The sequence below is a fragment of the Geodermatophilus sp. SYSU D00698 genome (genome assembly GCF_054050335.1).
Window position 1 is genome coordinate 1 of record NZ_JBJGZD010000034.1, and the last position, 24,759, is coordinate 24,759.

A 24,759-nucleotide genomic window follows, 5' to 3' on the forward strand; every position below is an offset into this window, starting at 1 on the left:
GACCACCCCCCCCCACCCCCCCCCGCCCCCCCCCCCCCCCCCCCCCCCCCCCCCCCCCCCCCCCCCCCCCCCCCCCCCCCCCCCCCCCCCCACGTCGGTGCAGGCCGGGGCTGCGCTTGCCGACCTGCCGCAGCGCCCAGCTCGCGCCCTTGCGGACGATCGGCCGGTCGTCGTCGGCCCGCTCGGCGACCGCGCGCAGGAACGGCTCGAACCGGTCGTCGACCGCGCCCTTGTCCGCCACCGCCAGCCCGGCCATGACGGCGAACCCGGCGCGCTTGACGAACTCCTCCGGCCGCCCGCTCCACACCAGCGCCCGGCCCCAGGCGAACGGGGTGTGCCGCACGAGGTTCTGGCAGACCTGGTCGCACAGGTCCCACGAGTCGAACCCGGCCGCCCACGCGTCGAGCTGCGCGGCGTCCACCGCGGCCGGCTCCTCGACCATGCCGGCCAGGATCCGGGCCTCGTGGACGCCGGAGTCCCACAGCCCGGCGGCCAGCGCGTGGTCGCGGCCCAGCTCCCTCGCCAGCGTGCGCAGCTCGGCGACCGTGACGCCGAGGGTCTGCGCGCCGCCGACGCCGTGACGGGCCATGCCGGCCAGCCGCGACGGGTCGGCCAGCTCCCGGAGCCGGCCGAGCACCTCCGCGGTCGCGGCCACTACCGGGTCAGGACGACGGGCAGCTCGGCCAGGCCGCGGATGACGAACTCCGGACGGCGCCGCGCCGGGCGGGCGAGCTGCAGGTCGCTGGTGCGCCCCAGCAGCGCGCCGAAGGAGGCCTGCAGCTCCACGCGGGCCAGGGGCGCCCCGATGCAGAAGTGCACGCCCGCGCCGAAGGAGACGTGCGGGTTGTCGCTGCGGCCGACGTCGAGGGTGTCGGGGGCGGCGAAGACGGCGGGGTCGCGGTTGGCGGCACCCAGCAGCGCGGCGACCTTCTCCCCCTCCTGCACGGTGACGCCGCCGACCTCGACGTCGGCGGTCGCGGTGCGCTCGAACAGCTGCAGCGGCGAGTCGAACCGCATGAGCTCCTCGACCGCCGTCGGCAGGAGCGTCGGGTCGGTCCGCAGCCGCGCCAGCTGGTCGGGGTGCTCGAGCAGCGCGAGCAGGCCGTTGCCGCTGACGTTGACCGTCGCCTCGTGGCCGGCGTTGAGCAGCAGGATGCACGTGGTGACCAGCTCGTCCTCGGTGAGCCGGTCGCCGTCGGCGTCGCGCACGGTGACCAGGTGCGACAGCAGGTCCTCGCCGGGGGCGCGGCGGCGCTCGGTGGCCAGGTCGCGCAAGTAGGCGACGAACTCCGCGGCGGCGCGCTCGGCGGCGTCCTCGACCGCCGTGGTCCGGCCGTACTCGTACATCTTCACGATCGCGTTGGACCAGGGGCGCAGCAGCGGCCGGTCCGCCGCCGGGACGCCGAGCAGCTCCGCGATGACCGCCACCGGCAGCTCCCCGGCCATCCCCGAGAGGACGTCGACGGGCTCGCTGCCGCCGGAGCGCTCCACCAGCCCGTCGACCAGCTCGCCGGCCAGGTGCTCGACCCACGGCCGCAGCCGCTCGACGTGCCCGCGGGCGAAGGCCGCGCTGACCAGCCGGCGCAGCCGGGTGTGGTCGGGCGGCTCCATCTCGAGGACGGCGTTGCGGTGGATGAGGTTGAACTGCCCGAACCGCTCCTCCGGCTCCCGGTCCCGCCAGATCCGGCCCAGCCGGCGGTCGCGCAGCACGGCGTTGCTCTCGGCGTGGGTGAACGCCAGCCACAGCCGCAGGCCCTCGTGCCACTGGACCGGGGCGACGGCGCGGGCGGCGGCGAAGGCGGGGTAGGGGTCGGCGACGACGGCCGGGTCGGTGAGGTCGAGCGGTGCCGCCAGGGAGGTCACGACGCCGAAGCCTATGGCCCGCGGGACCCCGTCCCGGCCCCACATACCCTGGGCCGCATGGCCCGTTCCGCGACCCGCCGCCGTCCCGCGCCCGCCGCCGTCGAGGGCGGGACCAACCCGAAGGCCCCGTGCCCGTGCGGCTCGGGCCGCCGGTACAAGCACTGCCACGGCTCGGGCTACGCACCCCCGGTGACCCGCCCCTTCGAGGGCCTGCCCGGCGAGCCGGACTGGGTGGCGCTGCGCGAGCTGGTGCCCGCCGCCACCGCGCCGCTGCGGACCACCGACGGCCGCGACGTGACCCTCGCCAGCGTGCTGCCCGGCGGTGCGCCGGCGCTGGTCCGCAGCAACGGCGAGATCCTGCTCGGCGTCCAGCTGCAGGCATCCTCCGACGACGTCAGCAGGGACATCGGCACGGCGCTCGCCGCCGCGCTGGACTCGCCGGCGGGCGCGCCGGTCGACCCGGGCCCGATCGGCGCGGCCGGCTCGGCCGGGCCGCGGCTGCAGGAGCTGCTCGACCCCGCCGTCCCGCTCGAGGTCACCGTGCACCCCGACTTCGGCTTCTGGCTGGAGGGCACCGACCCGAACCCCGCCGCGCAGGCCGGGCTGGAGCGGGCCAACGAGGCGGTGCTGCCGACCGAGCGGCTGGAGGGCCTGGGGGCCGCCTACTGGGTGCGGCCGGGCAACGAGCGGGCGCACCTGCGCTGGGTGCGGCCCGAGGCCGAGGAGCCGCTGCTCGACGCGCTGGCCCGGCTCTCGGCGTCCGAGCAGCTGCTGCTGGGCGAGGGGACCCGGTACGCCGGCGCCTTCCGCGCGCACGGCCTCGTCGTCCCGGTGTGGGACCTGCCGGCCGACACCCCCGCGCAGGAGTGGGCCGGCCCCGCGGCCGGGTTCGCCACCCGCCTGGAGCAGGCGCTGACGGTGACCGATCCGCTGACCGCCGACGAGCGCCGCGCCCGCGCCGGCCTGCTCTCCCGCCAGATCACGCTCCGGTAGGGCCTCCTCCCGCCGCCGCTCGTGCTCTGCCCACTCCCGTGGGCAGAGCACGAGCGCGCTCAGAGGTGCGTGATGAGGTGCCGGAAGAAGACCGCGCCCCGGTGCAGGGCGGCGACGCTGATCCGCTCGTCGGCGGCGTGCAGCGCGTCGAGCTCGCCGCGGGACAGGTCGAAGGGCATGAACCGGTAGACGCTGTCGCTGATCTGCGCGAAGTGCCGGGCGTCGCTGGCCTGCACCATCAGGTACGGCGCGACGGCGGCCCCCGGGTACACCGCCCGCACCGCGGCCCCGAGCGCCGCGTAGGCCTCGGTGTCGGTCCGCGAGACCGGTGAGGGGTCGCTGCCCGACAGCACCCGGACCTCGACGCGGTCGTCCGCGACCACCCGGCGCAGCCGCTCGACCGTCGACTGCACGGTCTCGCCCAGCGCGATCCGGATGTTCAGGTGCGCCCGCGCCCGGGTGGCCAGCACGTTGCGCGCGCTGCTGCCCTCGAGCTCGGTCACCGCCACCGTCGTCCGCACCAGCGCGTTGGCCTCGCGGCTCGCCCGGGCCAGCGCCGTCGCGAGCAGCGGCCGCAGCGGGCGGGCGTGCGCGAACAGCGCGCGGTGGGCGCCGGGGGCGTGCCGGCCCGCGGCGTCGACCATCGCCAGCACGACGTCGTGCAGCCGGGCCGGGAACGGCGCGGCGTCCAGCCGGAGGATCGCGCGGGCCAGGCGGGCCGGGGCACCGCCCGACGTCGGCGAGGACGCGTGCCCGCCGGGGTCGGTGGTGACCAGCTCGCAGTCGAGCAGCCCCTTCTCGGCCAGCCCGACGACGGCGATCTGCCCCGGCACGCCCGGGAAGACGCCGGTCACCACGGCACCGCCCTCGTCGACCACCGCCCACGGCTGGATGCACCGCTCGCGGAACACGGCCACCGCCTCCTGGGCGCCGACGCCGAGGACCTCCTCGTCGTTGCCGGAGAAGACGTACACGTCGCGTGCCGGGGTGTGTCCCCCGGCGGCCAGGGACTCGACCGCCTCGAGGACCGCCACCAGCGAGCCCTTGTCGTCGACGGCGCCCCGGCCGTGCACCCAGCCGTCCTCGACCGCGCCGGAGAACGGGTCGCGGGTCCAGTCCTGGCCGGTCACCGGGACGACGTCGTGGTGGGCCATGAGCACCAGCGGCGGTGCGTCGGTGCCGCTGCGCCAGCGGTACAGCAGCGACCCGCCGGGCAGCAGCTCGCGCTCGAGCGCCCGGTGCGTGTGCGGGTAGAGCTCGGCCAGGCGCTCGCGGAACCGCTCGAACGCCGCGGCGTCGGCCTGCCCGGGGTCGCGCGAGGAGACGGTGGGGACGCGGATCAGCTCGGCCAGCCGGGCCGCGGCGGCGTCGGGGTCCAGACCCGAGGCGTCCGCCGGCTCGACCGGCGCGGGGACCGGCCGGAAGCGGGCGACCCGCCGCGCGGCCGCGGCGCCGGCGGCGGCCGCGGCACCGAGCAGGAGCGGGGCGGTCCTCACGCGACCTCCCGCACGCCCACGGCCTCGGGCCGGTCGGAGAAGGCCAGGCGCGGCACGAAGACCAGCGACAGCGCGGCCAGCCACGCCGTCACCCCGCAGACCACCCAGACCGTGACGTAGCCCGACAGCGACCCGGCGGTGCCCTCGGACCCGTCGGCGGCGGCCGGCGCGCCGGCGGCCAGGGCGACGGCGAAGACGGCGGAGGCGAAGCTGCCGCCGAGCACCTTGGTCGTGTTGGTCAACCCGGTCGCGACGCCGGTGCGACCGGCGGGCGCCGCTGCCGCCGCGGCCGCGGGCAGCGCCGCCACCAGCGCCCCCGAGCCGAGACCGGCGACCACCATCGCCCCGAGGACCTGCGGCAGCGTGGCGTGCAGCGGGACCAGCAGCAGGTAGCCCAGGCCGGTGAGCGTGGCGGCGCCGATCAGCGTGACCCTGGGCGTGGTGGCCGCGGAGACCCGGGAGAACGAGCTCGCGCCGACCAGCATCGAGACGACGTAGCCGCCGATGACGATCGACACCTGGCTGGTCGACAGGCCCAGGCCGTAGCCGTAGGTGTCGGGGTCGGTGCGGGCGAACGTCGACAGCGGCCCCTGCGCGCCGAGCACGCTCACCCCGAACAGCCCGGCGGTGAGCTGCACCGGCCACGTGCTGGGGGAGCGCAGCACGCGGAAGTCGACCAGCGGGTCCGCGCGGCGCAGCTCGTACCGGACGAACGGCACGACCAGCAGCACACCGGCCGCGGTCACCAGCCAGGGCCACACCTCGCCGGCGCCGTTGACCCGGACGAAGCTCAGCCCGCCCGTGATCACCAGCAGCACCACGCTGAGCAGGGCGACCCCGGGGACGTCGACGTCGCCGGCCCGGCGGTCGGTGCTCTCGGGCACGCGGGTGAGCACGACGGCGCAGACGCCGGCCACCAGCAGGCCCGGCAGCAGCAGCACCAGCCAGAACCGCCCGGCGAGCGCGTCGCCGACCTGCCCGCCGCCGAGCGCGCCCACGATCGCGCCGGCCTGGAGCGCGGCGACGACCAGCCCCGTCGCCCGGCGGGTGCGGGCGGCCGCGTCGGCCTGCCCGCGCGACCGCGAGTGGATGAGCGCCACCTGCAGCGGCAGCCAGGCGGCGTAGACGCCCTGCACCGCCCAGGCCACCAGGAAGACGCCGAAGTCCTGCGCGAACGCCAGCACGACGGTGGCCGCCGCGACCACCGCCGCCGAGGTCCACAGCATCCGGCGGTGGCCGTGGAGGTCGCCCAGCTTGGCCAGCACCGGGACCGCGATCGCCGACGTCATCAGCTGGGCGGCCTCGAGCCAGTTGACGTCGGCGTCGTGGATGCCCAGGTGGCGGGCGACGTCGGTGAGCAGCGGGACGTAGTAGCCCTGCAGCACCCCGCTGGTGAACTCGACGAAGACGAGCCAGCCGACCAGCCCCCCGCCGAGCCCCGCGATGCGGCCGCCGCGCCGCCGCGTCCGCGTGCCGGTCACGCCCTGCTGCCCCTCACGGCGGGTCCTCCCGTCCGGACCTCCGGGGAGGAGACCCGGTACGGCACCGTACGGACCTCGCGGCCGGTCCGGGAGGGGTCACAGCGGATCGCGCCACACGGGACACGACATGCACCGCGGCCCCCCGCGTCCGCTGCCGAGCTCCGAGCCCGCGATCCGCACCACCTCGATGCCGGCGGCCTCGAGTGCGGCGTTGGTGACGGTGTTGCGCTCGTAGGCCACCGCCAGCCGCGGGGCCAGCGCGAGGGTGTTGTTGCCGTCGTCCCACTGCTCGCGCTCGGCGGTGACCGGGTCCAGGCCGGTGTCGATCACCCGCAGCCGGTCGATGCCCATCGCCTCGGCCGCGGCGACCACGAACGGCGCCGGGCCGCGGACGACGAGGTCGGTGGTGTCGGCGTCGTCGGGCGGGGTGTCGGCGGTGACCGTCCAGGCGACGAGGGTGTCCGCCACCGCGGGGTACATGACCATCGCGTCGACGTCGACCATCGTGGCGATGGTGTCCAGGTGCATGGTGGCCCGCTCCTGGGCGATCGGGACGACGAGCACCGTGTGCGCCAGCCCCCGCGCGAACACCCGGCGCGCGAGCCGCTCGGCGCCGCCCGGCGTCGTCCGCTCGCCCACGCCCACGGCCACCACGCCGGGGGCCAGCAGCAGGACGTCGCCGCCCTCGAGGTGCTCGAGCGAGGAGTCGTAGAGCTGCTCGGCGCCGGCGAAGCGCGGGTGGTACGTGGCGACGGCGCGGAGGATCGTGCTCTCCCGGTGCCGGGCCGGCATCGCCAGCGACGTGACGGCGACCTGGTCGCCGACCCACACCGACGAGTCCCGGGTGAACAGCAGGTTGGGCAGCGGCGGGACGACGAAGTCGTGCCGGTCCATCAGCTCGTAGGCCAGGCCCCGCCCGCCGCGCAGCTCGTGGTGCGCCACGCCGGCGATGAGCGCGCCGGCGAGGTCGTCCGCCGCGAGGCCGGACAGGTGGCCGGCGGCCGTGCGCTGGAGGGTGGCGCCCAGGCGCGGGTCGTCGACGGCGGCGGCCACGAGCTCCTCGCGGGCCGTCGGGTGGTCCAGGACGTCGGTCAGCAGCCGGTCCAGGTGGAGCACCTCGACGCCGCGGTCGGTGAGGGCGGCGGCGAACGCGTCGTGCTCCTCCTGCGCGCGGGCCACCCACGGGACGCCGTCGAAGAGCAGCTGGTCGTTGTTGCGCGGCGTGAGCCGGCGCAGCTCGGCGCCCGGCCGGTGCAGGACCACCGTCCGCAGGGGGCCGACCTCGCTGGTCACGCCGAGGGGACTGGGGGCCGCGGTGGTCACGGGGGGAGAGGCTGGCACAGTGGCCCGGCCGGCGCACGGCACCGCCACAGGAGGAGGCACCGCGTGGACCTGTTCGACCTCACCGGGAAGGTCGCCGTCGTCACCGGCGGCACCCGCGGCATCGGCCTGATGATGGCGCGCGGCCTGCTGCAGGCCGGGGCGTCGGTCTACGTCAGCTCGCGCAAGCCCGAGGCCGGTGAGCAGGCGGTGGCGGAGCTGTCGGCGTTCGGGAGGGTGGAGTCGATCCCCGCCGACATCAGCACCGAGGCCGAGTGCGTCCGGCTGGCCGAGGAGGTCGGCCGCCGCGAGGAGCGCGTGCACGTGCTGGTCAACAACGCCGGCGCCACCTGGGGCGAGCCGCTCGAGACCTTCCCCGCCTCGGCGTGGGACAAGGTCCTCGACCTCAACGTCAAGGCGCCGTTCTTCCTGACCCGGGCGGTGCTGCCGCTGCTCGAGGCCGCGGCCACCGACGACGACCCGGCCCGCGTGGTCAACGTCGGCAGCATCGACGGGCTGCACGTGCCGGTCCTGCCGACCTACTCGTACTCCTCCAGCAAGGCCGCGGTGCACCAGCTCACCCGGCACCTGGCCAAGGAGCTGGGGCCCAGGCGGATCACCGTGAACGCCGTCGCGCCGGGGCCGTTCGAGTCGAAGATGATGGCCGCCACCCTGGCCGCCCGCGGCGACGAGATCGCCGCCAGCTCGCCGCTGGGCCGCATCGGCCGCCCCGACGACATGGCCGGCGTCGTCGTCTACCTGGCCAGCCGGGCCGGGGCGTACGTGACCGGTGCCGTCATCCCCGTCGACGGTGGCCGGGCCACCACCCTCTAACCGGTCGCCAGGTCCCGGCGGGCGAAGCCCGTGGAGCCGGCGACGAGCAGGACGGCGGCGACCCCGGTCAGCACCAGCACCGGGGTTGCGGTCCAGGGCTCCAGCGGCATCAGGGGCACCCAGCCGAACGGGGAGAGGCCACCGACCCAGCCCGGCCAGCCGAACGACCCGGCGAACAGGGTGAGGACGAGGGAGACGCCGACGGCGGTCCACGCCAGCGCGGTCGCCGCCCGGGGGAGCAGCCCGAACAGCGCCACCGCGGTGCCCGCGAGCACCCAGACCGCCGGCACGTACGCCACGGCGGCACCCACCATCCGGCCCAGGGCGGCCGCCTCGCCGGTCTGCGCCACCCGCACGACGCCCGTGGTGAGACCGGACGCCGTCAGGGCCAGCCCCGAGCCCGCCAGGGCGACGGCGACGTGGCTGCCCAGCCACCGGGACCGGCTGGTGGCCGTCGCCAGCACCGGCTCGGCGCGCTGGCCGGACTCCTCGCCGCGGGCGCGCAGCACCGACGAGACCGCGTAGGCGCCGGCCAGCAGTGCCGTGACGCCGAACGTGGTGCCGAGGTAGGCGTCCACCAGCTCGCCGACGTCCGGGTCGCCGAAGACGGCCAGGGCCTGCTCGTTGCCGGCGACCAGCGTCTCGACGGACTCCGCGAGGGCGCCCTGGACCACCCCCAGCAGGGCCAGGCCCAGCGTCCACGCGACGAACGCCCCCCGCTGCAGGCGGACGGCGAGGCCGAGCGGCGAGCGCAGCGACCACGGGGCGTGCGCCGGGCCCGGCCGCGGCTGGACGAAGCCGGCGCCCAGGTCGCGGCGGTCGAGCAGGGCGAACCCGGCCAGGACCAGCGCCACGGCGACGACCGCGCACAGCACCAGCGGTGCGACGGCGTCGTCGGAGAACGGGTGGGTGGCCTGGGCCCAGCCGATCGGCGAGGTCCAGACCACCCGGCTGCCCTCGACGTCGCCGAGCGCACGGAGCACGAAGGACACCGCGAACAGCCCACCGACCAGGCCGTGGACCGCCCGGGTGTGTCCGGTCACCTGCACGGCCACGGCGGTGATCCCGGTGAACACCAGCCCGCACGCCCCGAACGAGGCGCCGAGGAACAGGGAGCCGACGGCCGGCAGTCCGGTCGCCGTGGCGGCGGTCCAGACGGCGACGGTGAGCACCGCACACGCCAGCGACGACAGGAGGACGGCGGCCAGCAGCGGCGCGTGCCGGCCGACGCGCGCCGACCGGACCAGCTCGGTCCGGCCGGCCTCCTCGTCCGCCCGGGTGTGCCGTGTGACGGTGGACGTCGCCATCAGCGCGGCGACCAGCATCACGGTCGCGGAGATCTCGAAGGCGACCGCCCCGGCCACCGTGCCGAGCCCCACGGGCGGGCCGGCCAGGGCGATCGTCGCCGCGTTGCTGCCCACGGATGCGCGGTAGGCGGCCAGGGCCTCGGCGGTGTCGTAGAGCGACTGGCTCGAGACCGACTGCAGCGCCACCAGGAACGTGCCGGCGGCGATCCACACCGGCAGCCGCACCCGGTCACGGCGCAGCGCGAACCGGAGGAGCGTGCCGGTGCCCGTGGTGGTCGACGGCCGGGTCCCGGTCACCGGCGGCACCGGCCGGGCGGGGGCCTCCGACAGCCGGGTGCTCACGACCGCACCGCCTCGGGCCCGGAGGGGACGCCGTTCTCCGCCAGCTCGTCGCCGTAGTGCCGCAGGAAGAGCTCCTCGAGCGTGGGCGGCGTGCTGGTCAGGGCCACGACACCGAGCGTGGTCAGGTACCTGAGGGTGCCGTCCAGCGCGTCGGTGTCGACGTCGAAGCGGACCCGGCCGTCCTCGTGCCGCAGGTCGTGGACGCCCGGCAGCGCCGCCAGGCCGCTCGCCGGGCGAGCGGTCTCGGCGACGACGGACGTGCGGGTCAGGTGCCGCAACTGGTCGAGGCTGCCGCTCTGCACCGTCCGGCCGTGCCGGATGATGCTGACCCGGTCGCACAGGGCCTCGGCCTCGGCCAGGATGTGGCTGGAGAGGAGCGCCGTGCGGCCCTCGGCGCGGACCTCGCGGATGCACTCCTGGAACACCGCCTCCATGAGCGGGTCGAGTCCGGACGTCGGCTCGTCGAGCACCAGCAGGTCGGCGTCGGATGCCAGCGCGGCCACCAGGGCGACCTTCTGCCGGTTGCCCTTCGAGTACGTGCGGGCCTTCTTGCGCGGGTCGAGGTCGAACCGGTCGAGCAGCTCGGCGCGACGTCGTGGGTCGAGCCCGCCGCGCAGCCGCCCGATCAGGTCGATGGCCTCGCCGCCGGAGATGGTCGGCCACAGGGTCACGTCCCCGGGCACGTAGGCCAGGCGCCGGTGCAGGGCCACGGCGTCGCGCCACGGGTCGCCGCCGAGCAGGCGGACCCGGCCGGCGTCGGGACGCAGCAGGCCGAGCAGCACCCGGAGGGTCGTGGACTTGCCGGACCCGTTCGGGCCGAGGAAGCCGTGCACCTCACCGGTGCCGACCTCGAGGTCGAGCCCGTCCAGGGCGCGCATGGCGCCGAAGGTCTTGACCAGTCCCGCGATGGTGATCGCCGCCATGGCCGTGAACTTACAGAACTTTCACTATTTCGTGAACAGTATTGAGCGCCAGGAGGCCCAGTACGATGGGCGGCGTGGCGGTTGCGGACGACCTGGACGCCGAGCGGGCGACCCTCCTGCGGTTCGTGGAGCGGTTCGCGCTCGTGCTGCGCGAGTCGGGCATGCAGCCGATGCAGGCGCGGGTCATGGCCTACGCGCTCGCCGACGACGCCGACCGCTACACCGCCGCCGAGCTCGCGGAGGGCCTGCAGGTCAGCCCGGCGGCGATCAGCGGGGCCGTCCGGCAGCTGGTCCAGGTCGGCTTCCTGGTGCGCGAGCGTGAGCCCGGTACGCGCAGCGACCTGTACGTGCTGGACGACGCCAACCTCTGGACCCGTGCCGTCACCGCGGAGCTGCAGACGCTCCGGCGGTTCGAGGACGTCGCGGCGTCCGGCATCGAACTGCTCGGCGCCGACCGGCCCGGTGGCCGGCGGCTCGCCGAGACGCGCGACTTCCTGGCGTTCCTGCGCGAGGTCCTCGCCGACGCCGTCGCCCGCTGGCCCCGGGAACGGGAACGGCGGGGCGCCGGGTCGGACTAGGCGGGACGCTCCTCGACCGGTGGGTGCACGGCAGGGCGCGGCGCCGGGGGCTCGGAGCGCCGGCGCCGCGGCGGCCGGTGCGCCTGCTCGGCGGGCACCCGGGCCAGGTGGGACTCGGCCAGCGCCACCTGGTGCGGCGAGCCGACCCTCCGGCCCTGCTCGCGGGCGCCGGTCCACCAGTCGCGGGCGGCCACCGTGTCGCCGGTGCGCTCGGCGATCCGGCCCAGCAGCTCGTCGTAGGCGCCCAGGCTGAACGCCGGCGTGCCCAGCACCGCCTGCCGCCCGCGGAAGGGCAGCAGCTGCACGGTGGCCACGGTCAGCTCGGGCTCGTCGCCCAGGTGCAGCGCGGCCTCGGCCTGCAGCAGCACCGCGACGTCGCTGGCCCAGTCGCGGATCTGGGTGCGGCCCCAGCGGGCGCGCAGCCGCCGGGCCACCGCGAGGTCGCCGGACTCCGCGGCGGCCACCACGGCCATGAGCTGCAGCAGCGGGTTGCCCTCGTCGCCGGTCTCCACGAGCAGGTCGATCGCCTCGGGCAGCCGGTGGTCGCCGCGGCGCAGCGCGAACAGGTGCGCGGCGTAGGCGTGCCGCGAGTGCGGCGTCACCCGGCGGTAGAGCGCGTGCGCCTCGGTGGTCAGGTCCTCGGCGCGGGCGGCGTCCCCGGCCAGCCAGGCGGCGCCGGCCTGCTGCCACAGCACGTGCGGGCGCACCTCCGGGCCCGACAGCGAGAACGCCAGCCGCCGCCCGGCCTCCAGGTCGGCCTCGAAACCGGCGCGGTCGGTGAGGTGCAGCCGGATCGCCGCGCGGTGCAGCCGGGCGTAGAACTCGGTGCGCCGCGGCAGCCCGCGCCCGGCCAGGGCCAGCGCCTCGTCGGTCGCGGCCAGCCGCAGCTCGGCGGCACCGGGCCGGCCCCACACCGCGAGCGAGTAGTTGTTCAGCGTCCGGCCCAGCAGCTCCGGGTCGCCGACGCCGCGGGCCAGCGCCACCGCCCGCTCGGCGTACCGCACGCCGCGCTGCAGGTCCTCGCTGAAGGCCAGCTCGACGCCGAGGGTGCCCAGCAGCCGCGCGGTCAGCCGGTCCCGCTCGGCCTCGGTCGCGTCCGGGGCGATCTCGTCGCGGTGCTCGAGCAGGTCCTCCAGCAGGGCGACCATCTCGGCGTCGACGACGCCGTGCGGCCGCCAGTTCCACAGCGTGACCTCGCCCCACACCGCGGCCGACTCCAGCTGGCAGCGCGGGTCGCCGAGCTCGCGGGCCAGCGCGATCGCCTCGCCGACCACCTGCTGGGCCTCGGTGCGCTCGCCGCTGCGCAGCAGGTCGTTGCCCAGCGCGGTGAGCAGGTCGTGCCGGGTGCGGGCCGCGCCGGGCTGCGCCGGGTCGACCAGCCGCAGCGCGCGGCGGGTGTGCACCGCGGCCTCGCCGTCGGCCAGGCGGGTCCGGGCGTTGGCCGCCGCGGCGGTCGACCACCGCAGCCCGGCGGCGGGGCCGGCCACCGGCGCGGCCTCGACGAAGTGGTGCGCCAGCCGCTCGACCACGGCGTCGTCGGGGCGGCCGCCGGCCACCTGCCGCTCCAGCGCCTCGCCGAGCCGGGCGTGCAGGCGGGCCCGGCGCAGCGCGGGGAGGTCGTCGGCGAGGACCTCCTGCACCAGCGCGTGCGTGAACCGCCAGCTCCACGGCGTGCCGCCCTCGACGACCAGGCCCGCGGCGACCGCGGCGTCCAGGGCCGCCAGCGCGGCCTCGGCCGGCTCCCCGGCGGCCTCGAGCAGGTCGAGGGTGACCTCCCGGCCGGCGACGGCGGCGAGCTCGAGCACCGGGCGGGCGCCGGCGGGCAGCCGGGCCAGGCGGGTCCGCAGCACCTCGCCCACCGACGGCGGCACCGGCACCGCGTGCAGGTCGCGGTCGCCGCGCATCCAGCGGGACAGCTCGACGACGAAGAACGGGTTGCCCGCCGTGCGGTCGTGCACCGTGGCGGCCAGGCCCGGGTCGCCGGCAGAGCCCAGCTGCGCGGCCAGCAGCGAGCCGACGTCCTCGGTGTCCAGGCCCTGCAGGGTGATCGTGGTGGCGGCCGGCTCGCGGGCCAGCCGGGCCAGGCAGTCCGCGACCGCCTCGGGCAGGTCCTCCCCGACGCTGCGCACGGTCACGACGACCAGCAGCGGCACCCGCGGCAGGTGCCGGGCCAGCAGGGTCAGCAGCTGCACCGACGTGGTGTCGGCGCCCTGCAGGTCGTCGAGGACGACCATCGCCGGCCGCTGCCGGGCGGCGGCGGTGAGCCTGCCGCGCAGCTCCTGGAACAGCCGGAACCGGGCGGCGTCGGCGTCGTCGCCGTCGTCCCCGGCGGGCGCGGGCGGCTCCTGGCCCAGCTGCTCGAGCGCCTGCGTCCACGGCCACAGGGCCGGGGCGCCGGCGTCGTCGGCGCAGCGGCTCTCGGCGACCGCCCACCCCGCGGCCCGGATGGTGTCCGCGACCGCCTCGGCCAGCCGGGTCTTGCCGATGCCGGCCTCGCCGGCCAGCACGACGACGGCGGGCCGCCCGGCGGCGACCTGCTCGGCGGCCGCCCGCAGCCGGGCCAGCTCGGCGCGGCGGCCGACCAGCGTCTCGTCGCCGGGGACCGCCAGCGCGGTGGGCGCCGGCGGCGGGACCACCGACAGCACCGGCCGGGGTACCCGTGAGGCGAGCTTGGGGTCCTGCCGGAGCACCGCCTGCTCGAGGTCGCGCAGCTCGGGGCCGGGGTCGATGCCCAGCTCGTCGCGCAGCAGCTCGGTGCAGCGGCGCAGCGCGTCCAGCGCGTCGGCCTGCCGGTCGGCGGCGTAGAGGGCGGTGACGAGCCGGGCCCACAGCCGCTCGCGCAGCGGGTGCTCGGCGACCAGGCGCTGCAGGTCGGCGACGGCGGCGTCGGCGCGGCCGACGGCCAGCAGCGCGTCGCACCGGCGCTCGCGGGCGCGCACGTGCAGCTCGGTGAGGCGCAGCCGGTCGGTGGCCGCGCCCGGCCCGTCCCCCAGCTCGGCCAGCGGCTCGCCCCGCCACAGCTCGAGCGCGCGGTCCAGCGCGGCGACCCCGCCGGCGGGGTCGCCGGCCTCGACGGCGCGGTCGCCCTCCTCGACCAGGTGGGCGAAGCGCAGGCTGTCGAGGTCCTCGGCGCCGGCCTGCACCAGGTAGCCCGGTGCCCGGGTGAGCAGCACCGTCGGCGCCTCACGCGGCCCGCGCTGGGGCTCGAGCACCCGGCGCAGGTGCGAGACGTAGGCCTGCAGGGTCCCGGTGACCGTGGGCGGCGGCTCGTCGCCCCACAGGGTGGTGACGATGCGGTCGATCGGGACCACCCGGCCGGCCTCGGCCAGCAGCAGGGTCAGCAGCGCGCGGGGCTTGGCCCCGCCGACGTCGACGGGGCGGTCGTCGGGACCGGTGACCTCGAGGGGACCGAGGACGCGGAACCGCACGATCGGGCATCGTGACAGGTCGCGCGCCGCCTGGGGAGGGGTTCGTGCGCCTCAAGTCGGGCGCAAGTGGCGGTCAAGGCGGGGCGGCCACGGTGGTCCCCGGCCATCCCCCCTGCCCCGAGGACCGACATGAGCCTGACCGAGACCCCCGCCGCCGCCCCGCTCCCGCGCACACCGCTCGACGACGCCGTGCCCGCCGCCCTCGACCCCGCCGCCGTCGCGGAGCTGCGCGGCCGGGTGCACGGGCCGGTCTACGTGGCGGGCGACGACGGCATGGCGGCCGAGGTCGCGGCCTGGAACCTCGCCGTCACCCATACGCCCGCCGTCGCGGTGGGTGCCACCTGCGCCGCCGACGTCGCGGCCGCCGTCTCCTTCGCCGCCGCGCACGGCCTGCCGGTCGCCGTCCAGGCCACCGGCCACGGCCCGGTCCGCAACGCCGACGGCGCGCTGATGATCACCACCCGCCGCATGCAGGGCGTCGCCGTCGACCCGGCCCGCCGCACCGCGCGGGTCGAGGCGGGCGTCAAGTGGCAGAAGGTCGTCGCGGCCGCCGCCGAGCACGGGCTGGCCGGGCTGTGCGGCTCGTCGTCCGACGTCGGGGTGGTCGGCTACACCCTCGGCGGCGGGCTCGGGCCGCTGGGCCGCCGGCACGGGTTCGCCGCCGACGCCGTCGTGAGCGTGGAGATCGTCACCGCCGACGGCGTGCTGCGCACCGTCTGCGCCGAGACCGAGCCCGAGCTGTTCTGGGCGGTGCGCGGCGGCAAGGGCAACTTCGGCGTCGTCACCGCGCTGGAGTTCGAGCTGTTCCCCGTGCCGGCGCTGGTCGCCGGCGGGCTGTTCTTCGCCGGCAGGGACGCGGCCGCGGTGCTGCACGCCTACCGCGCCTGGGCGCCGACGCTGCCCGAGGAGGTCGGCACCTCGGTCGCCGTGCTGCGGCTGCCCCCGGTGGAGGAGCTGCCGCCGCCGCTGCGCGGGCAGACCGTCGTCCACCTGCGCTACGTCTACGCCGGCGAGGACCCCGAGCTCGGGACCGCGCTGGTGGCCCCGATGCAGGCCGCGGGGGAGGTGCTGCTCGGCGGCGTCGGGCCGATGCCGGCCACGGCCCTGGACGCGGTGCACATGGACCCGACCGACCCGATGCCCGGCTGGGAGAAGGGGATGCTGCTCGCCGAGCTGACCGGGGAGACCGTGGACGCGTTCCTCGCCGCCGCCGGCCCCGACGTGCAGGTGCCGCTGGTCATGGCCGAGATCCGCCAGATGGGCGGTGCGCTCGCCCGCCCGGCGCGGGTGCCCGACGCCGTCCCGGGCCGCGGCGCCGCCTGGTCGGTGTTCGTGATCGGCCCGATGGTGCCGGAGCTGGCCGAGGTGGTGCCCGCGGCCGGCCGCGGCGTGCTGGCCGCGCTGGCGCCGTGGGCCGCGCGCGGCGGGATGGTCAACTTCCTCGGCGACGTCAGCGGTCCCGAGGAGGTCCTCGCCGCCTGGGACCCGGCCTCGGCCGAGCGGCTGCTGGCCGTCAAGCGGGCGGTCGACCCCGACGACGTCTTCTCCACCGGGTACGCGCTGCGGGGCCGGGGTGCCTGAGCAGCCGCCCCACCCGCGGCCGCCGGCCTGGCTGCGGCGGCGGATGGGGATCCCGCCGGCCCTGCCCCCGCCGGGCTGGACCCCGCCGCCGACGAGCACGATCAGGTGAGCTGATCCTGCGGCGTCCTGGCTCACCACCCACGGTGAGCCAGGACGCGCGGCGGTGAGCTCAGCCGGTCATCCGCGGCGTCAGTCGGGCAGGAGGACCCCGGGGTTGCAGATGCCCTGGGGGTCCAGCCGGGCCTTGACCGCACGCAGCACCTCGACGCCGAGCGGGCCGACCTCGCGCTCCAGCCAGGGGCGGTGGTCGGCACCGACGGCGTGGTGGTGGGTGAGCGTGCCGCCGGCGGCCAGCAGCGCCTCGGTCGCCGCCCGCTTGGCGGTCAGCCACTGCTGCAGCGGCAGGTCGTCGTCGCGGTCGGCGAGCACGGTGACGTACAGCGAGGCGCCCGTGGCGTAGCCGTGGGACACGTGCGTCATCAGCAGCGGCCGCTTGCCGGGCCGGCCCAGCGACCGCTGCAGCGCGGTGCGGACGGCGTCGTAGACGGCCGGCAGCGCGGTCCAGGTGGCCGCCGTCTCCAGCGTCTCGACCAGCAGGCCCGCGTCCATGAGCCGGTCGCGCAGGTAGGGGGCGGCGAACCGGTGCCGGCGCCACGACTCGCCCACCCGGCGGCCGATCCGCGCCGCGCCGTGCTCGCGCAGCACCGGGAGCACCGCCCGGCGGCGGGCCCGCACCACCTGCGGCAGGCCCTCCCAGCCGACGACGAGCAGGCAGCCCCCGCCGCGGCGGCGGGCCCGCAGGACGCCGCGCAGCAGCCGGGCGCCGGTGCCGCCGGCGTTGAGCAGGGTGGCGCGGGTCTCGTCGGGGTCGGAGAGGCGGACGACGTCGGGCAGCAGGTCGTGCCGCGCCAGCCGCTGCAGCCCGGCGAGCCCGTCGGCCCAGGTGCGGAACGACCAGCCCTCGTACAGCCGGGCCCGCGGCGCCGGGCGCACCCGCAGCCGCAGCCCGGTGATGATCCCGAGCGCGCCCTCCGAGCCCAGCGCCAGGCCGAGCAGGTCGGGTCCGGCCGCCGACGCCGGCGGGTGGCCGAGCTCCAGCACCCCTGACGGCGTGGCCAGGGTCAGGCCCGCGACGAGGTCGTCGAAGCGGCCGACGCCGGTGGAGGACTGCCCGGCCGAGCGGGTCGCCGCGTAGCCGCCGAGCGTGGCGTACTCCCAGCTCTGCGGCAGGTGGCCCAGCGTCAGCCCGCGGGCCCCGAGCGCCTCCTCCATCGCCGGGCCGCGCATGCCGGGGCCGGCGGTGACCAGCGACGAGGCGACGTCGACGTCGGTCAGCGCCGCCATCCGGGACAGGTCGACCGACAGCGAGGGCCGGTCGTCGGGGTCCATCCCCGACAGTCCGCCGACGACGCTGGTGCCCCCGCCGAACGGGACGACGACGACCCCGTGCTCGGCGCACAGCGCCAGCAGCGCCGCGGTCTGCTCCGTGCTGCCGGGCAGGACGACGGCGTCGGGCGCGTCGGAGGCGTCGCCCTCCCGCCGGCGCAGCAGGTCCAGGTAGCTCTTGCCGCCGGCCCGGCGCAGGCGCGCCTCCCGGTCGGTGCGCACGTGGTCGGCGCCGAGGAGCGCGACCAGCGCGTCGTGGACGTCGGCCGGCAGCCGCGAGGGCGCCAGCCGGACGTCGGCGACGGCGACCGGCGGGGTCGGCCGCGGCTCCCAGCCCAGCTCCCTGGCCAGGTGGCGGCGCGCGGCCTTGGGCAGCGCGGTGGCGAGGTCGGGGTCGCGGGTGAGCTCGAGGGAGCCCTCCGCCGCGTCCCCCGGTTCGGCCACCGTGGCCACCCGGGAGCTGCCGGGCCCCCACCCCTGGACGGTCAGTTCCGGCTGCTCGGACACGGCTACAGTCTGCCGGTGCTCCGACCGGGACCCCGCACGTGACCGGCGGGCCCGACCTCACCCCGGAGCGCCGCGCGGCCGACCTCGAGGCCCTGGCCGGCGGTGTCGACGTCGTCGTCGTGGGCGGGGGCGTGACCGGCACCGGGGTGGCCCTCGACGCCGCCGCCCGCGGGTTGTCCGTGGCGCTGCTCGAGCGCACCGACCTCGCCGCCGGCACCAGCCGGTGGTCGAGCAAGCTGGTGCACGGCGGCCTGCGCTACCTGGCGCACGGCGAGGTCGGCCTGGCGCGGGAGAGCGCCCGCGAGCGCGCCGTCCTCATGCGCACCACCGCGCCGCACCTGGTCCGGGCGCTGCCGTTCCTCGTGCCCGACGCCGCCGGCCGCGACGTCAGCGCCGTCGGCGCACTGGGCGGCCGGCTGGGGGACGCGGTGCGCCGGTCGGTGCGCGGCGGGCGCGGCTCGCTGCCCGGCACCCGCCGCGCCGGCGCCGCGGAGGTCGCCCGGCTGACGCCCGCGGTGCGCCCCGGCCGCGGCGGCGCGGTGTTCTGGGACGGTCAGCTCACCGACGACGCCCGGCTCGTCGTCGCCCTGGCCCGCACCGCGGCCGCGCACGGCGCGCGGGTGCTCACCGGCGCCCGGGTGACCGCCGTCGACGGGGGCGAGGTGGCGGTGGAGGCCGACGGCGCGGCGCTGACCGTGCGGGCGGGCGCGGTGGTGAACGCGACCGGCGTGTGGGCGCAGGCGCTGGCGCCGGGCATCCGGCTGGCGCCCTCGCGCGGCTCGCACCTCGTCGTCCGCGCCGGCCGGCTCGGCGACCCGGTCGCGGCGCTCACCGTGCCGCTGCCCGGCTCGCGCTCGCGGTACGTGTTCGCGCTGCCGCAGCCGGGCGGGCTGGTGTACCTGGGGCTCACCGACGAGCCGGTGCCCGGCCCGGTCCCCGACGAGGACCCGGTGCCGGCCGACGCCGAGGTGCGGCAGCTGCTCGACACCGTGAACCGGGTGCTGGCCGTGCCGCTGACCGGGGACGACGTCGTCGGCTCCTACGCCGGGCTGCGGCCGCTGGTGCTGCCCGGGTCGGCGGGGGCGGGGCCGGGCGACGCCACCGCGGACCTCTCGCGGCGGCACCTGCTGCGGTGGGACGGACCGGTCCTGTCGGTCGTCGGCGGCAAGCTGACCACCTACCGGGCGATGGCCGCCGAGGCCGTCGACGCCGTCGTCGCGCGGCTGGGCCGGGGCGCGCGCCGCTCGCCGACCGCCCGGCTGCCGCTGGTCGGGGCGGCGTCCCCGGCCGAGCTGGCGCGGGTGGCCGCCCCGGCGCGGCTGGTCACCCGGTACGGCACCGAGGCGCCGCGGGTGGCCGCGCTGGGGACCGAGCCGGTGGTCGGGGGCCGTCCGGAGACGGTGGGGGAGCTGCGGTTCGGCGCGCTGGCCGAGGGGGCCCGGAGCGTGGCCGACCTGCTCGACCGGCGGGTGCGCCTCGGCCTGGTCCCCGCCGACCGCGCCGCCGCCGTGCCCGTCGCGGAGTCCGTCCTGGCCGGTGCATAGGAGGCGGTCCGCACGGGTGCGGCCCCCGGCGTGGGGGGAGCGTCCTGTGCCGCCGGTCGCGCGGGTGCGCGCCGGGCGGTAGGACGGGGAGCGGGACCCGGCCGGGTGCCCCAGACAGCCCTCCGAGACCGCGAGGACCCGCCGTGAGCGCCCCCAGACTCGACGTCGCCCCCTGGACGGTCCGCGAGCCGCACGTGGACACCGGGACGCTCGACGTCGCCGAGTCCCTGTTCAGCCTGTCCAACGGCTACGTCGGCATCCGGGGCACGCTCGACGAGGTCGAGCCGTTCGGCATGCGCGGCACCTACCTGTCCGGGGTCTACGAGACCCACCCGCTGTCCTATCCCGAGGGCGGCTACGGGCAGCCCGGTGAGGGGCAGGCGCTGCTCACCGTCACCGACGGCACGCCGCTGCGCCTCCTGGTCGACGGCATCCCGCTCGACGTGCGGGAGGTCCGGCCGGAGGTCCACGAGCGCACGCTGGACCTGCGCGCCGGCACGCTCGACCGGCTCGTGCGCTGGACGACGCCGCGCGGGACGACGATGGAGGTCACCTCGCGGCGGCTGGTCTCGCTGGCGGAGCGGTCGATCTGCGCCGTCCGGTACGAGGTCCGCGCGCTGGACGGGCCGGCGCACGTCGTCGTGCGGTCCGAGCTGGCCGGCGGGGCGGTGACGCCCACGGGCGTGGACAACGACGACCCGCGCGTCGCGGAGTGCCTCGACAACGCCTTCGAGCCGCTGGTGCACGCCTCCGCGGCGACCGGCGGCACCCTCGCGGCCCGCACCCGGCGGTCGGGCATCACGGTCGCGGCCGCGGTCGACCACGTGGTCGACCGCGGGCACGTCAGCTCCGACGCCGACGAGCACCGCGTCGTCACCACGGTCGCCGCCGACCTGGCCGCCGGCGGGGCCCTCGCGATCACCAAGGTGGTCGCGCACACCTGGTCGCTCGACGCGTGGGCGGGTTCCCTCGTCGGCCAGGCGTCCGCGGCGCTGGCCTCCGCCCTCGACCTGGGGTGGGAGGGCCTGCTGGCGGCGCAGCGCGGCGTGCTCGACGAGTTCTGGGCCACGGCCGACGTCGAGGTCGACGGCGACCCCGAGCTCCAGCAGGCGCTGCGCTACAGCGTCTTCCAGCTGTTCTGCTCCGCCGCCTGCATCTCCGGCGCCCCCGTCGGGGCCAAGGGCCTGACCGGCATGGGCTACAGCGGCCACACCTTCTGGGACGTCGAGGGGTTCGTGCTGCCGGCCCTGACCCTGCTGCGCCCGGACACGGCGGCCCGCCTGCTGCGGTGGCGGGCGGAGACGATCGGCTCCGCCCGCGAGCGCGCCCGGACGCTGGGCCGGGCGGGCGCGGCGTTCGCGTGGCGCACCATCAGCGGGCCCGAGGTGTCGGCGTACTGGCCGGCGAGCACGGCGGCGATGCACGTCAACGCCGACGTCGCCCGCGCCTTCTGGCTGTACGAGAACGCCACGGGCGCCGACCTCGACGACGTCGGCGGCCTGCCGGTGCTGGTGGAGACGGCGCGGCTGTGGATGTCGCTGGGGCACGAGGACGCGGCCGGGGCGTGGCACCTGTTCGGCACGACCGGTCCGGACGAGTACACCGGCGTCGTCGACGACAACGTCTTCACCAACCTCATGGCGCGGGCCAACCTGCGGCGCGCGGCCGACGCCTGCCGCAGGTACGAGGCGCGGGCCGCGGAGCTCGGCGTGGACCACACCGAGACCGCCGCCTGGCGGGCCACGGCCGACGCGGTCCACGTGCCGTGGGACGAGGGGCTGGGCGTGCACCCCATGAACGCCAACTTCACGTCGTACGAGGAGTGGCCCTTCGAGGAGCAGTGCGACGCCTACCCGGTGCAGGAGCACAACCACTACGCCACGTTCTACCGGCGGCAGGTGCTCAAGCAGGCCGACCTCGTCCAGGCGCTGTGGTGGTGCCGCGACGAGTTCACCGACGAGGAGGTGGCGCGCGACCTCGAGTACTACGAGGCGCGCACCGTGCGGGACTCCTCCCTGTCGGCCGCGGTGCAGGCGGTGGTGTGCGCGCAGGCGCAGCACCCCGACCTCGCCCTGCGCTACCTGCGTGAGTGCGCGCTCGTGGACCTGCGCGACGTCCGGCAGGGGACGGCCCAGGGGCTGCACCTGGCCTCGGTGGCCGGGGCCTGGCTGGCGCTCACCGCGGGTCTGGGGGGTCTGCGGGAGGACCACGGGGACCTCGAGATCGCGCCGCTGCTGCCGTCGTCGCTGTCCCGCACGGCGTGGCACGTCACCTGGCGCGGCAGCGTGCTCCGCGTCGAGACGACGCAGCAGGGCACCACGCTCACGCTGGTGCGCGGGGAGGGGCCGATGACCGTCGTCGTCGACGGCGCCGCGCAGGCGGTCACGACCACCCCGCTGCGCGTGCCCCTGCGCGCGCCCACGCCGCTGCTCAGCGAGCCGCGGCAGCCGGCCGGGCGCGAGCCGCGGACCTGACACCCCGTCCGCCGCATCCCGTCCAGTGAGATGACCGTTCCGCTGTGCGGGACGAACGGAGCAGGATGCCGGCGTGGACACCTACACGCACGGGCACGCCGAACCGGTCCTGCAGTCACACCGCTGGCGCACCGCGGAGAACTCCGCCGCGTACCTGCTGCCGCACCTGCACCCCGGGCTCGACCTGCTCGACGTCGGGTGCGGGCCGGGCACGATCACGGTCGACCTGGCCCGCCGGGTCGCGCCCGGCCGGGTGCTCGGCCTCGACGTCTCGGCCGACCCGCTCGGCGAGGCCCGGGACCTCGCCGGGCGGGAGGGCGTCGCGGTGACCTTCGCCGTCGGCGACGTGTACGCCCTCGACCTGCCCGACGACGCGGTCGACGTCGTGCACGCCCACCAGGTGCTGCAGCACCTCACCGACCCGGTGGCGGCGCTGCGCGAGATGGCCCGTGTCTGCCGCCCCGGCGGGCTGCTCGCCGTCCGGGACGTGGACTACGCCGCCACGTGCTGGTTCCCCGCCGACGCCGGCCTGGACCGGTGGCTGGAGCTCTACCACTCGGTCGCCCGCGCCAACGGCGCCGAGCCCGACGCCGGCCGGCGGCTGCTGTCCTGGGCGCACGCCGCGGGCCTGCGCGACACCACCGCGACGACCGGCTCCTGGTGCTACGCCTCACCGGCCGAGCGGGAGTGGTGGGGCCGCTCGTGGGCCGGCCGCGCGACGGCGTCGGCGTTCGCGGAGCAGGCCCTGGGGTACGGCCTGGCCACGCGGGACGAGCTCGAGGAGCTCGCCGCCGCGTGGCTGCGCTGGGCCGCCGCGGACGACGGCTGGCTCGCCATGCTGCACGGCGAGCTGCTGGTCCGCGTCTGAGCCCCGGGGGTGGCAGGGGACGGCCGTCCCTGCCGCCCCTCGGGCTCAGCCCTGGCGGGCGGCGTTGGCCTGCACGGCGGTGCTCACCCACTGCGCCAGGCCCGGCGCGACCCGCTCGTAGGTGGCCGTGAACCGCTCGTCCTCGACGTACATCCGGCCCAGCGCCGCGTGCATCTCCGGCGGGCAGTCGTAGAAGTTCCGCGTGACCTGCTGCCGGTGCTCCTCGGCGAGGTCCATCGCCTGCGGCGAGCCGGGCGCGACGCCGGCCCGCAGCGCCTCGGCCATCCGCCGCACCAGGTCCTCGCCCTCGGCCTTGATCCGGAGCCAGTCCTCCTTGGTGTAGGCCGCGGTCCGCCGCTTGGACTGGGCGTAGGCGTCGGTGTCGCCCCACCGCTCCTGCACCTCGGCCTCGTACTGCTCCGGGTCGTGCTCGCCGAACACCTCGAACCGCTCCTCCGGGGTCAGTGCGATCCCCATCTGCCTCGCCTCCATCTCCTTCTCGACGGCCGCGACCATCGCCTGTGTCCGCTCCAGCCGGTCCCGCAGCAGCCGGTGCTGCCGGCGCAGGTGCTCGGCGGGGTCGGCGGACGGGTCGTCCAGCAGGGCCGCGACCTCCTCGAGGGGGAACCCGAGCTCGCGGTAGAGCAGCACCTGGTGCAGCCGGTCCAGGTCCGCCGCCGAGTAGCGGCGGTAGCCGGCCGCGGTGCGTCCCGACGGCGACAGCAGCCCGATCCGGTCGTAGTGGTGCAGCGTGCGCACCGTGACGCCGGCCAGCGCCGCCACCTCGCCCACCTTCACCCCGGGTCCCTCCTCCCTGACGGCGACGAGTGCACAGCCTGACGTGGCGTCAGGGTCAAGCGCGATCGTCGCGTCAGGGCCGGGCGCGGTCCCCGGACGGCGGAGGGGCAGCGCCTGGGCGAGGATGCCGGGGTGGCCGCTGAGGACGTCTCGCCCGAGGACCCCTTCCCCCGGCAGCGGGTGACCGTCCGGGGCACCGGGATGGCCTACGTCGACGTGGGTGAGGGCGACCCGATCGTCTTCCTGCACGGCAACCCGACGTCGTCCTACCTGTGGCGCAACGTGATCCCGCACGTGCAGCACCTCGGCCGCTGCATCGCGCCGGACCTGGTCGGCATGGGGGAGTCCGGGAAGCTGCCCGACCCGCAGCGGGGCACCTACTCCTTCGCCACGCACGCCGCGCACCTGGACGGGCTCCTCGAGGCGCTCGGGGTGGAGCGGCGGGTCACCTTCGTGCTGCACGACTGGGGCTCGGCGCTGGGCTTCTCCTGGGCGCACCGCCACCCCGAGGCGGTCCGCGGCCTGGCCTTCACCGAGGCGATCGTCACCCCGATGACCTGGGCCGACTGGCCGGCGGACGGCCGGAAGATCTTCCGGGCCATGCGCAGCGAGGACGGCGAGGTCGTCGTCCTCGACAAGGACGTCTTCGTCGAGCGGATCCTCCCGGCGTCCGTGCTCCGCGGACTCCCCCCGGAGGCGCACGAGCACTACCGGCAGCCGTTCCGCGAGCGCGAGGACCGCTGGCCGACCCTGGAGTGGCCGCGCCAGCTCCCCATCGCCAACGTGCCGCCGGCCGTCCACGACGTCGTCGCGCGGTACGGGCACTGGCTGCGGACCAGCGCCGTCCCGAAGCTGTTCGTGAACGCCGAGCCCGGGTGGCTGCTGACCGGGCGGGCACGCGGGCTGGTGCGGAAGTGGCCGTCGGTCACCGAGGTGACCGTGCCGGGCTCGCACTTCGTCCCCGAGGACTCACCGCACGCGATCGGCCGGGCGCTGGCCGACTGGATCCCCACGCTGCCCTGAGCGGGTGCCGGGC

The 24,759-nt window shown here is 77.2% G+C and carries 18 protein-coding genes; 8 read left to right on the forward strand and 10 right to left on the reverse strand.

Annotated features, from left to right (window positions below; genetic code table 11):
* Together ACI8AB_RS21450 and ACI8AB_RS21455 are read right to left on the reverse strand one after the other, a co-directional pair.
* The coding region (locus ACI8AB_RS21450; RefSeq protein WP_456951795.1) for a DNA alkylation repair protein at positions 1-655 on the reverse strand (655 nt) is incomplete at its 3' end.
* Entirely contained in the window at positions 655-1,863 is a 1,209-nt protein-coding gene (locus ACI8AB_RS21455; RefSeq protein WP_456951796.1) for a cytochrome P450, read from the reverse strand. The genes ACI8AB_RS21455 and ACI8AB_RS21450, both read right to left, overlap by 1 nt.
* A gap of 57 nt (positions 1,864-1,920) precedes the next feature.
* Between ACI8AB_RS21455 and ACI8AB_RS21460 the strand changes: the two genes are divergently transcribed.
* Positions 1,921-2,856, forward strand: coding sequence for a DUF5926 family protein (locus ACI8AB_RS21460; RefSeq protein ID WP_456951797.1), 936 nt, complete (start codon positions 1,921-1,923; stop codon positions 2,854-2,856).
* A gap of 59 nt (positions 2,857-2,915) precedes the next feature.
* On the opposite strand, the gene ACI8AB_RS21465 is transcribed toward ACI8AB_RS21460, so the two are convergent.
* The 3 genes from ACI8AB_RS21465 to ACI8AB_RS21475 all read right to left on the reverse strand — a co-directional run bounded on the left by ACI8AB_RS21465 (position 2,916) and on the right by ACI8AB_RS21475 (position 7,156).
* Positions 2,916-4,352 (reverse strand): M20/M25/M40 family metallo-hydrolase, encoded by a 1,437-nt coding sequence (locus tag ACI8AB_RS21465; RefSeq protein ID WP_456951798.1) that lies wholly within the window; start codon positions 4,350-4,352, stop codon positions 2,916-2,918.
* A complete protein-coding gene (locus ACI8AB_RS21470; RefSeq protein WP_456951799.1) occupies positions 4,349-5,833 on the reverse strand; it encodes an MFS transporter in 1,485 nt (494 codons plus the stop codon). Before ACI8AB_RS21470 ends, ACI8AB_RS21465 begins: the two co-directional genes overlap by 4 nt.
* A gap of 96 nt (positions 5,834-5,929) precedes the next feature.
* Complete coding sequence (locus ACI8AB_RS21475; protein WP_456951800.1) at positions 5,930-7,156, reverse strand: arginine deiminase; 1,227 nt, start codon at positions 7,154-7,156, stop codon at positions 5,930-5,932.
* Between the two features lie 63 nt (positions 7,157-7,219).
* Here ACI8AB_RS21475 and ACI8AB_RS21480 point away from each other — a divergent pair, with 63 nt between their 5' ends.
* Complete coding sequence (locus tag ACI8AB_RS21480; protein ID WP_387990616.1) at positions 7,220-7,987, forward strand: SDR family oxidoreductase; 768 nt, start codon at positions 7,220-7,222, stop codon at positions 7,985-7,987.
* Here the strand turns inward: ACI8AB_RS21480 and ACI8AB_RS21485 are convergent.
* A complete protein-coding gene (locus ACI8AB_RS21485) occupies positions 7,984-9,636 on the reverse strand; it encodes an ABC transporter permease (protein ID WP_456951801.1) in 1,653 nt (550 codons plus the stop codon). The genes ACI8AB_RS21480 and ACI8AB_RS21485 overlap by 4 nt on opposite strands.
* Positions 9,633-10,559: an ABC transporter ATP-binding protein gene (locus ACI8AB_RS21490; protein WP_456951802.1), complete on the reverse strand. Its 927-nt coding sequence runs from the start codon at positions 10,557-10,559 to the stop codon at positions 9,633-9,635. The genes ACI8AB_RS21485 and ACI8AB_RS21490 overlap by 4 nt, the downstream gene beginning before the upstream one ends.
* Positions 10,560-10,633: 74 nt before the next feature.
* On the opposite strand from ACI8AB_RS21490, the gene ACI8AB_RS21495 reads away from it, so the two are divergent.
* The gene (locus tag ACI8AB_RS21495) at positions 10,634-11,137 is read left to right on the forward strand and encodes a GbsR/MarR family transcriptional regulator (RefSeq protein WP_456951803.1); all 504 of its coding nucleotides are present in this window, start codon (positions 10,634-10,636) and stop codon (positions 11,135-11,137) included.
* Here ACI8AB_RS21495 and ACI8AB_RS21500 read toward each other — a convergent pair.
* Positions 11,134-14,565, reverse strand: a complete 3,432-nt coding sequence (locus ACI8AB_RS21500) for a BTAD domain-containing putative transcriptional regulator (protein ID WP_456951804.1) — start codon at positions 14,563-14,565, stop codon at positions 11,134-11,136. The two genes, ACI8AB_RS21495 and ACI8AB_RS21500, sit on opposite strands and share 4 nt — an antisense overlap.
* A 129-nt stretch (positions 14,566-14,694) precedes the next feature.
* Here ACI8AB_RS21500 and ACI8AB_RS21505 point away from each other — a divergent pair, with 129 nt between their 5' ends.
* Positions 14,695-16,146 (forward strand): FAD-binding oxidoreductase, encoded by a 1,452-nt coding sequence (locus tag ACI8AB_RS21505; RefSeq protein ID WP_456951805.1) that lies wholly within the window; start codon positions 14,695-14,697, stop codon positions 16,144-16,146.
* Positions 16,147-16,335: 189 nt separating this feature from the next.
* Here ACI8AB_RS21505 and ACI8AB_RS21510 read toward each other — a convergent pair whose 3' ends face one another.
* Entirely contained in the window at positions 16,336-18,039 is a 1,704-nt protein-coding gene (locus ACI8AB_RS21510; protein ID WP_456951806.1) for an FAD-binding oxidoreductase, read from the reverse strand.
* 38 nt (positions 18,040-18,077) lie between these two features.
* On the opposite strand from ACI8AB_RS21510, the gene ACI8AB_RS21515 reads away from it, so the two are divergent.
* The 3 genes from ACI8AB_RS21515 to ACI8AB_RS21525 all read left to right on the forward strand — a co-directional run bounded on the left by ACI8AB_RS21515 (position 18,078) and on the right by ACI8AB_RS21525 (position 22,925).
* The gene (locus ACI8AB_RS21515; RefSeq protein ID WP_456951807.1) at positions 18,078-19,583 is read left to right on the forward strand and encodes a glycerol-3-phosphate dehydrogenase/oxidase; all 1,506 of its coding nucleotides are present in this window, start codon (positions 18,078-18,080) and stop codon (positions 19,581-19,583) included.
* A 143-nt stretch (positions 19,584-19,726) separates the two neighbouring features.
* The gene (locus tag ACI8AB_RS21520; protein WP_456951808.1) at positions 19,727-22,057 is read left to right on the forward strand and encodes a glycoside hydrolase family 65 protein; all 2,331 of its coding nucleotides are present in this window, start codon (positions 19,727-19,729) and stop codon (positions 22,055-22,057) included.
* Between the two features lie 73 nt (positions 22,058-22,130).
* Positions 22,131-22,925: a class I SAM-dependent methyltransferase gene (locus ACI8AB_RS21525; protein WP_456951809.1), complete on the forward strand. Its 795-nt coding sequence runs from the start codon at positions 22,131-22,133 to the stop codon at positions 22,923-22,925.
* Between the two features lie 45 nt (positions 22,926-22,970).
* Here the strand turns inward: ACI8AB_RS21525 and ACI8AB_RS21530 are convergent, their stop codons facing one another.
* Positions 22,971-23,723, reverse strand: coding sequence for a MerR family transcriptional regulator (locus ACI8AB_RS21530; protein ID WP_456951810.1), 753 nt, complete (start codon positions 23,721-23,723; stop codon positions 22,971-22,973).
* Positions 23,724-23,855: 132 nt separating this feature from the next.
* On the opposite strand from ACI8AB_RS21530, the gene ACI8AB_RS21535 reads away from it, so the two are divergent.
* Complete coding sequence (locus ACI8AB_RS21535; protein ID WP_456951811.1) at positions 23,856-24,746, forward strand: haloalkane dehalogenase; 891 nt, start codon at positions 23,856-23,858, stop codon at positions 24,744-24,746.
* Positions 24,747-24,759 lie beyond the last annotated feature (13 nt).

Excerpts from the sequence above, each read along its gene's own strand:
- ACI8AB_RS21460 (WP_456951797.1), top strand. The coding sequence starts at position 1,921 with ATGGCCCGTTCCGCGACCCGCCGCCGTCCCGCGCCCGCCGCCGTCGAG.
- ACI8AB_RS21490 (WP_456951802.1), bottom strand. The coding sequence starts at position 10,559 with ATGGCGGCGATCACCATCGCGGGACTGGTCAAGACCTTCGGCGCCATG.
- ACI8AB_RS21505 (WP_456951805.1), top strand. The coding sequence starts at position 14,695 with ATGAGCCTGACCGAGACCCCCGCCGCCGCCCCGCTCCCGCGCACACCG.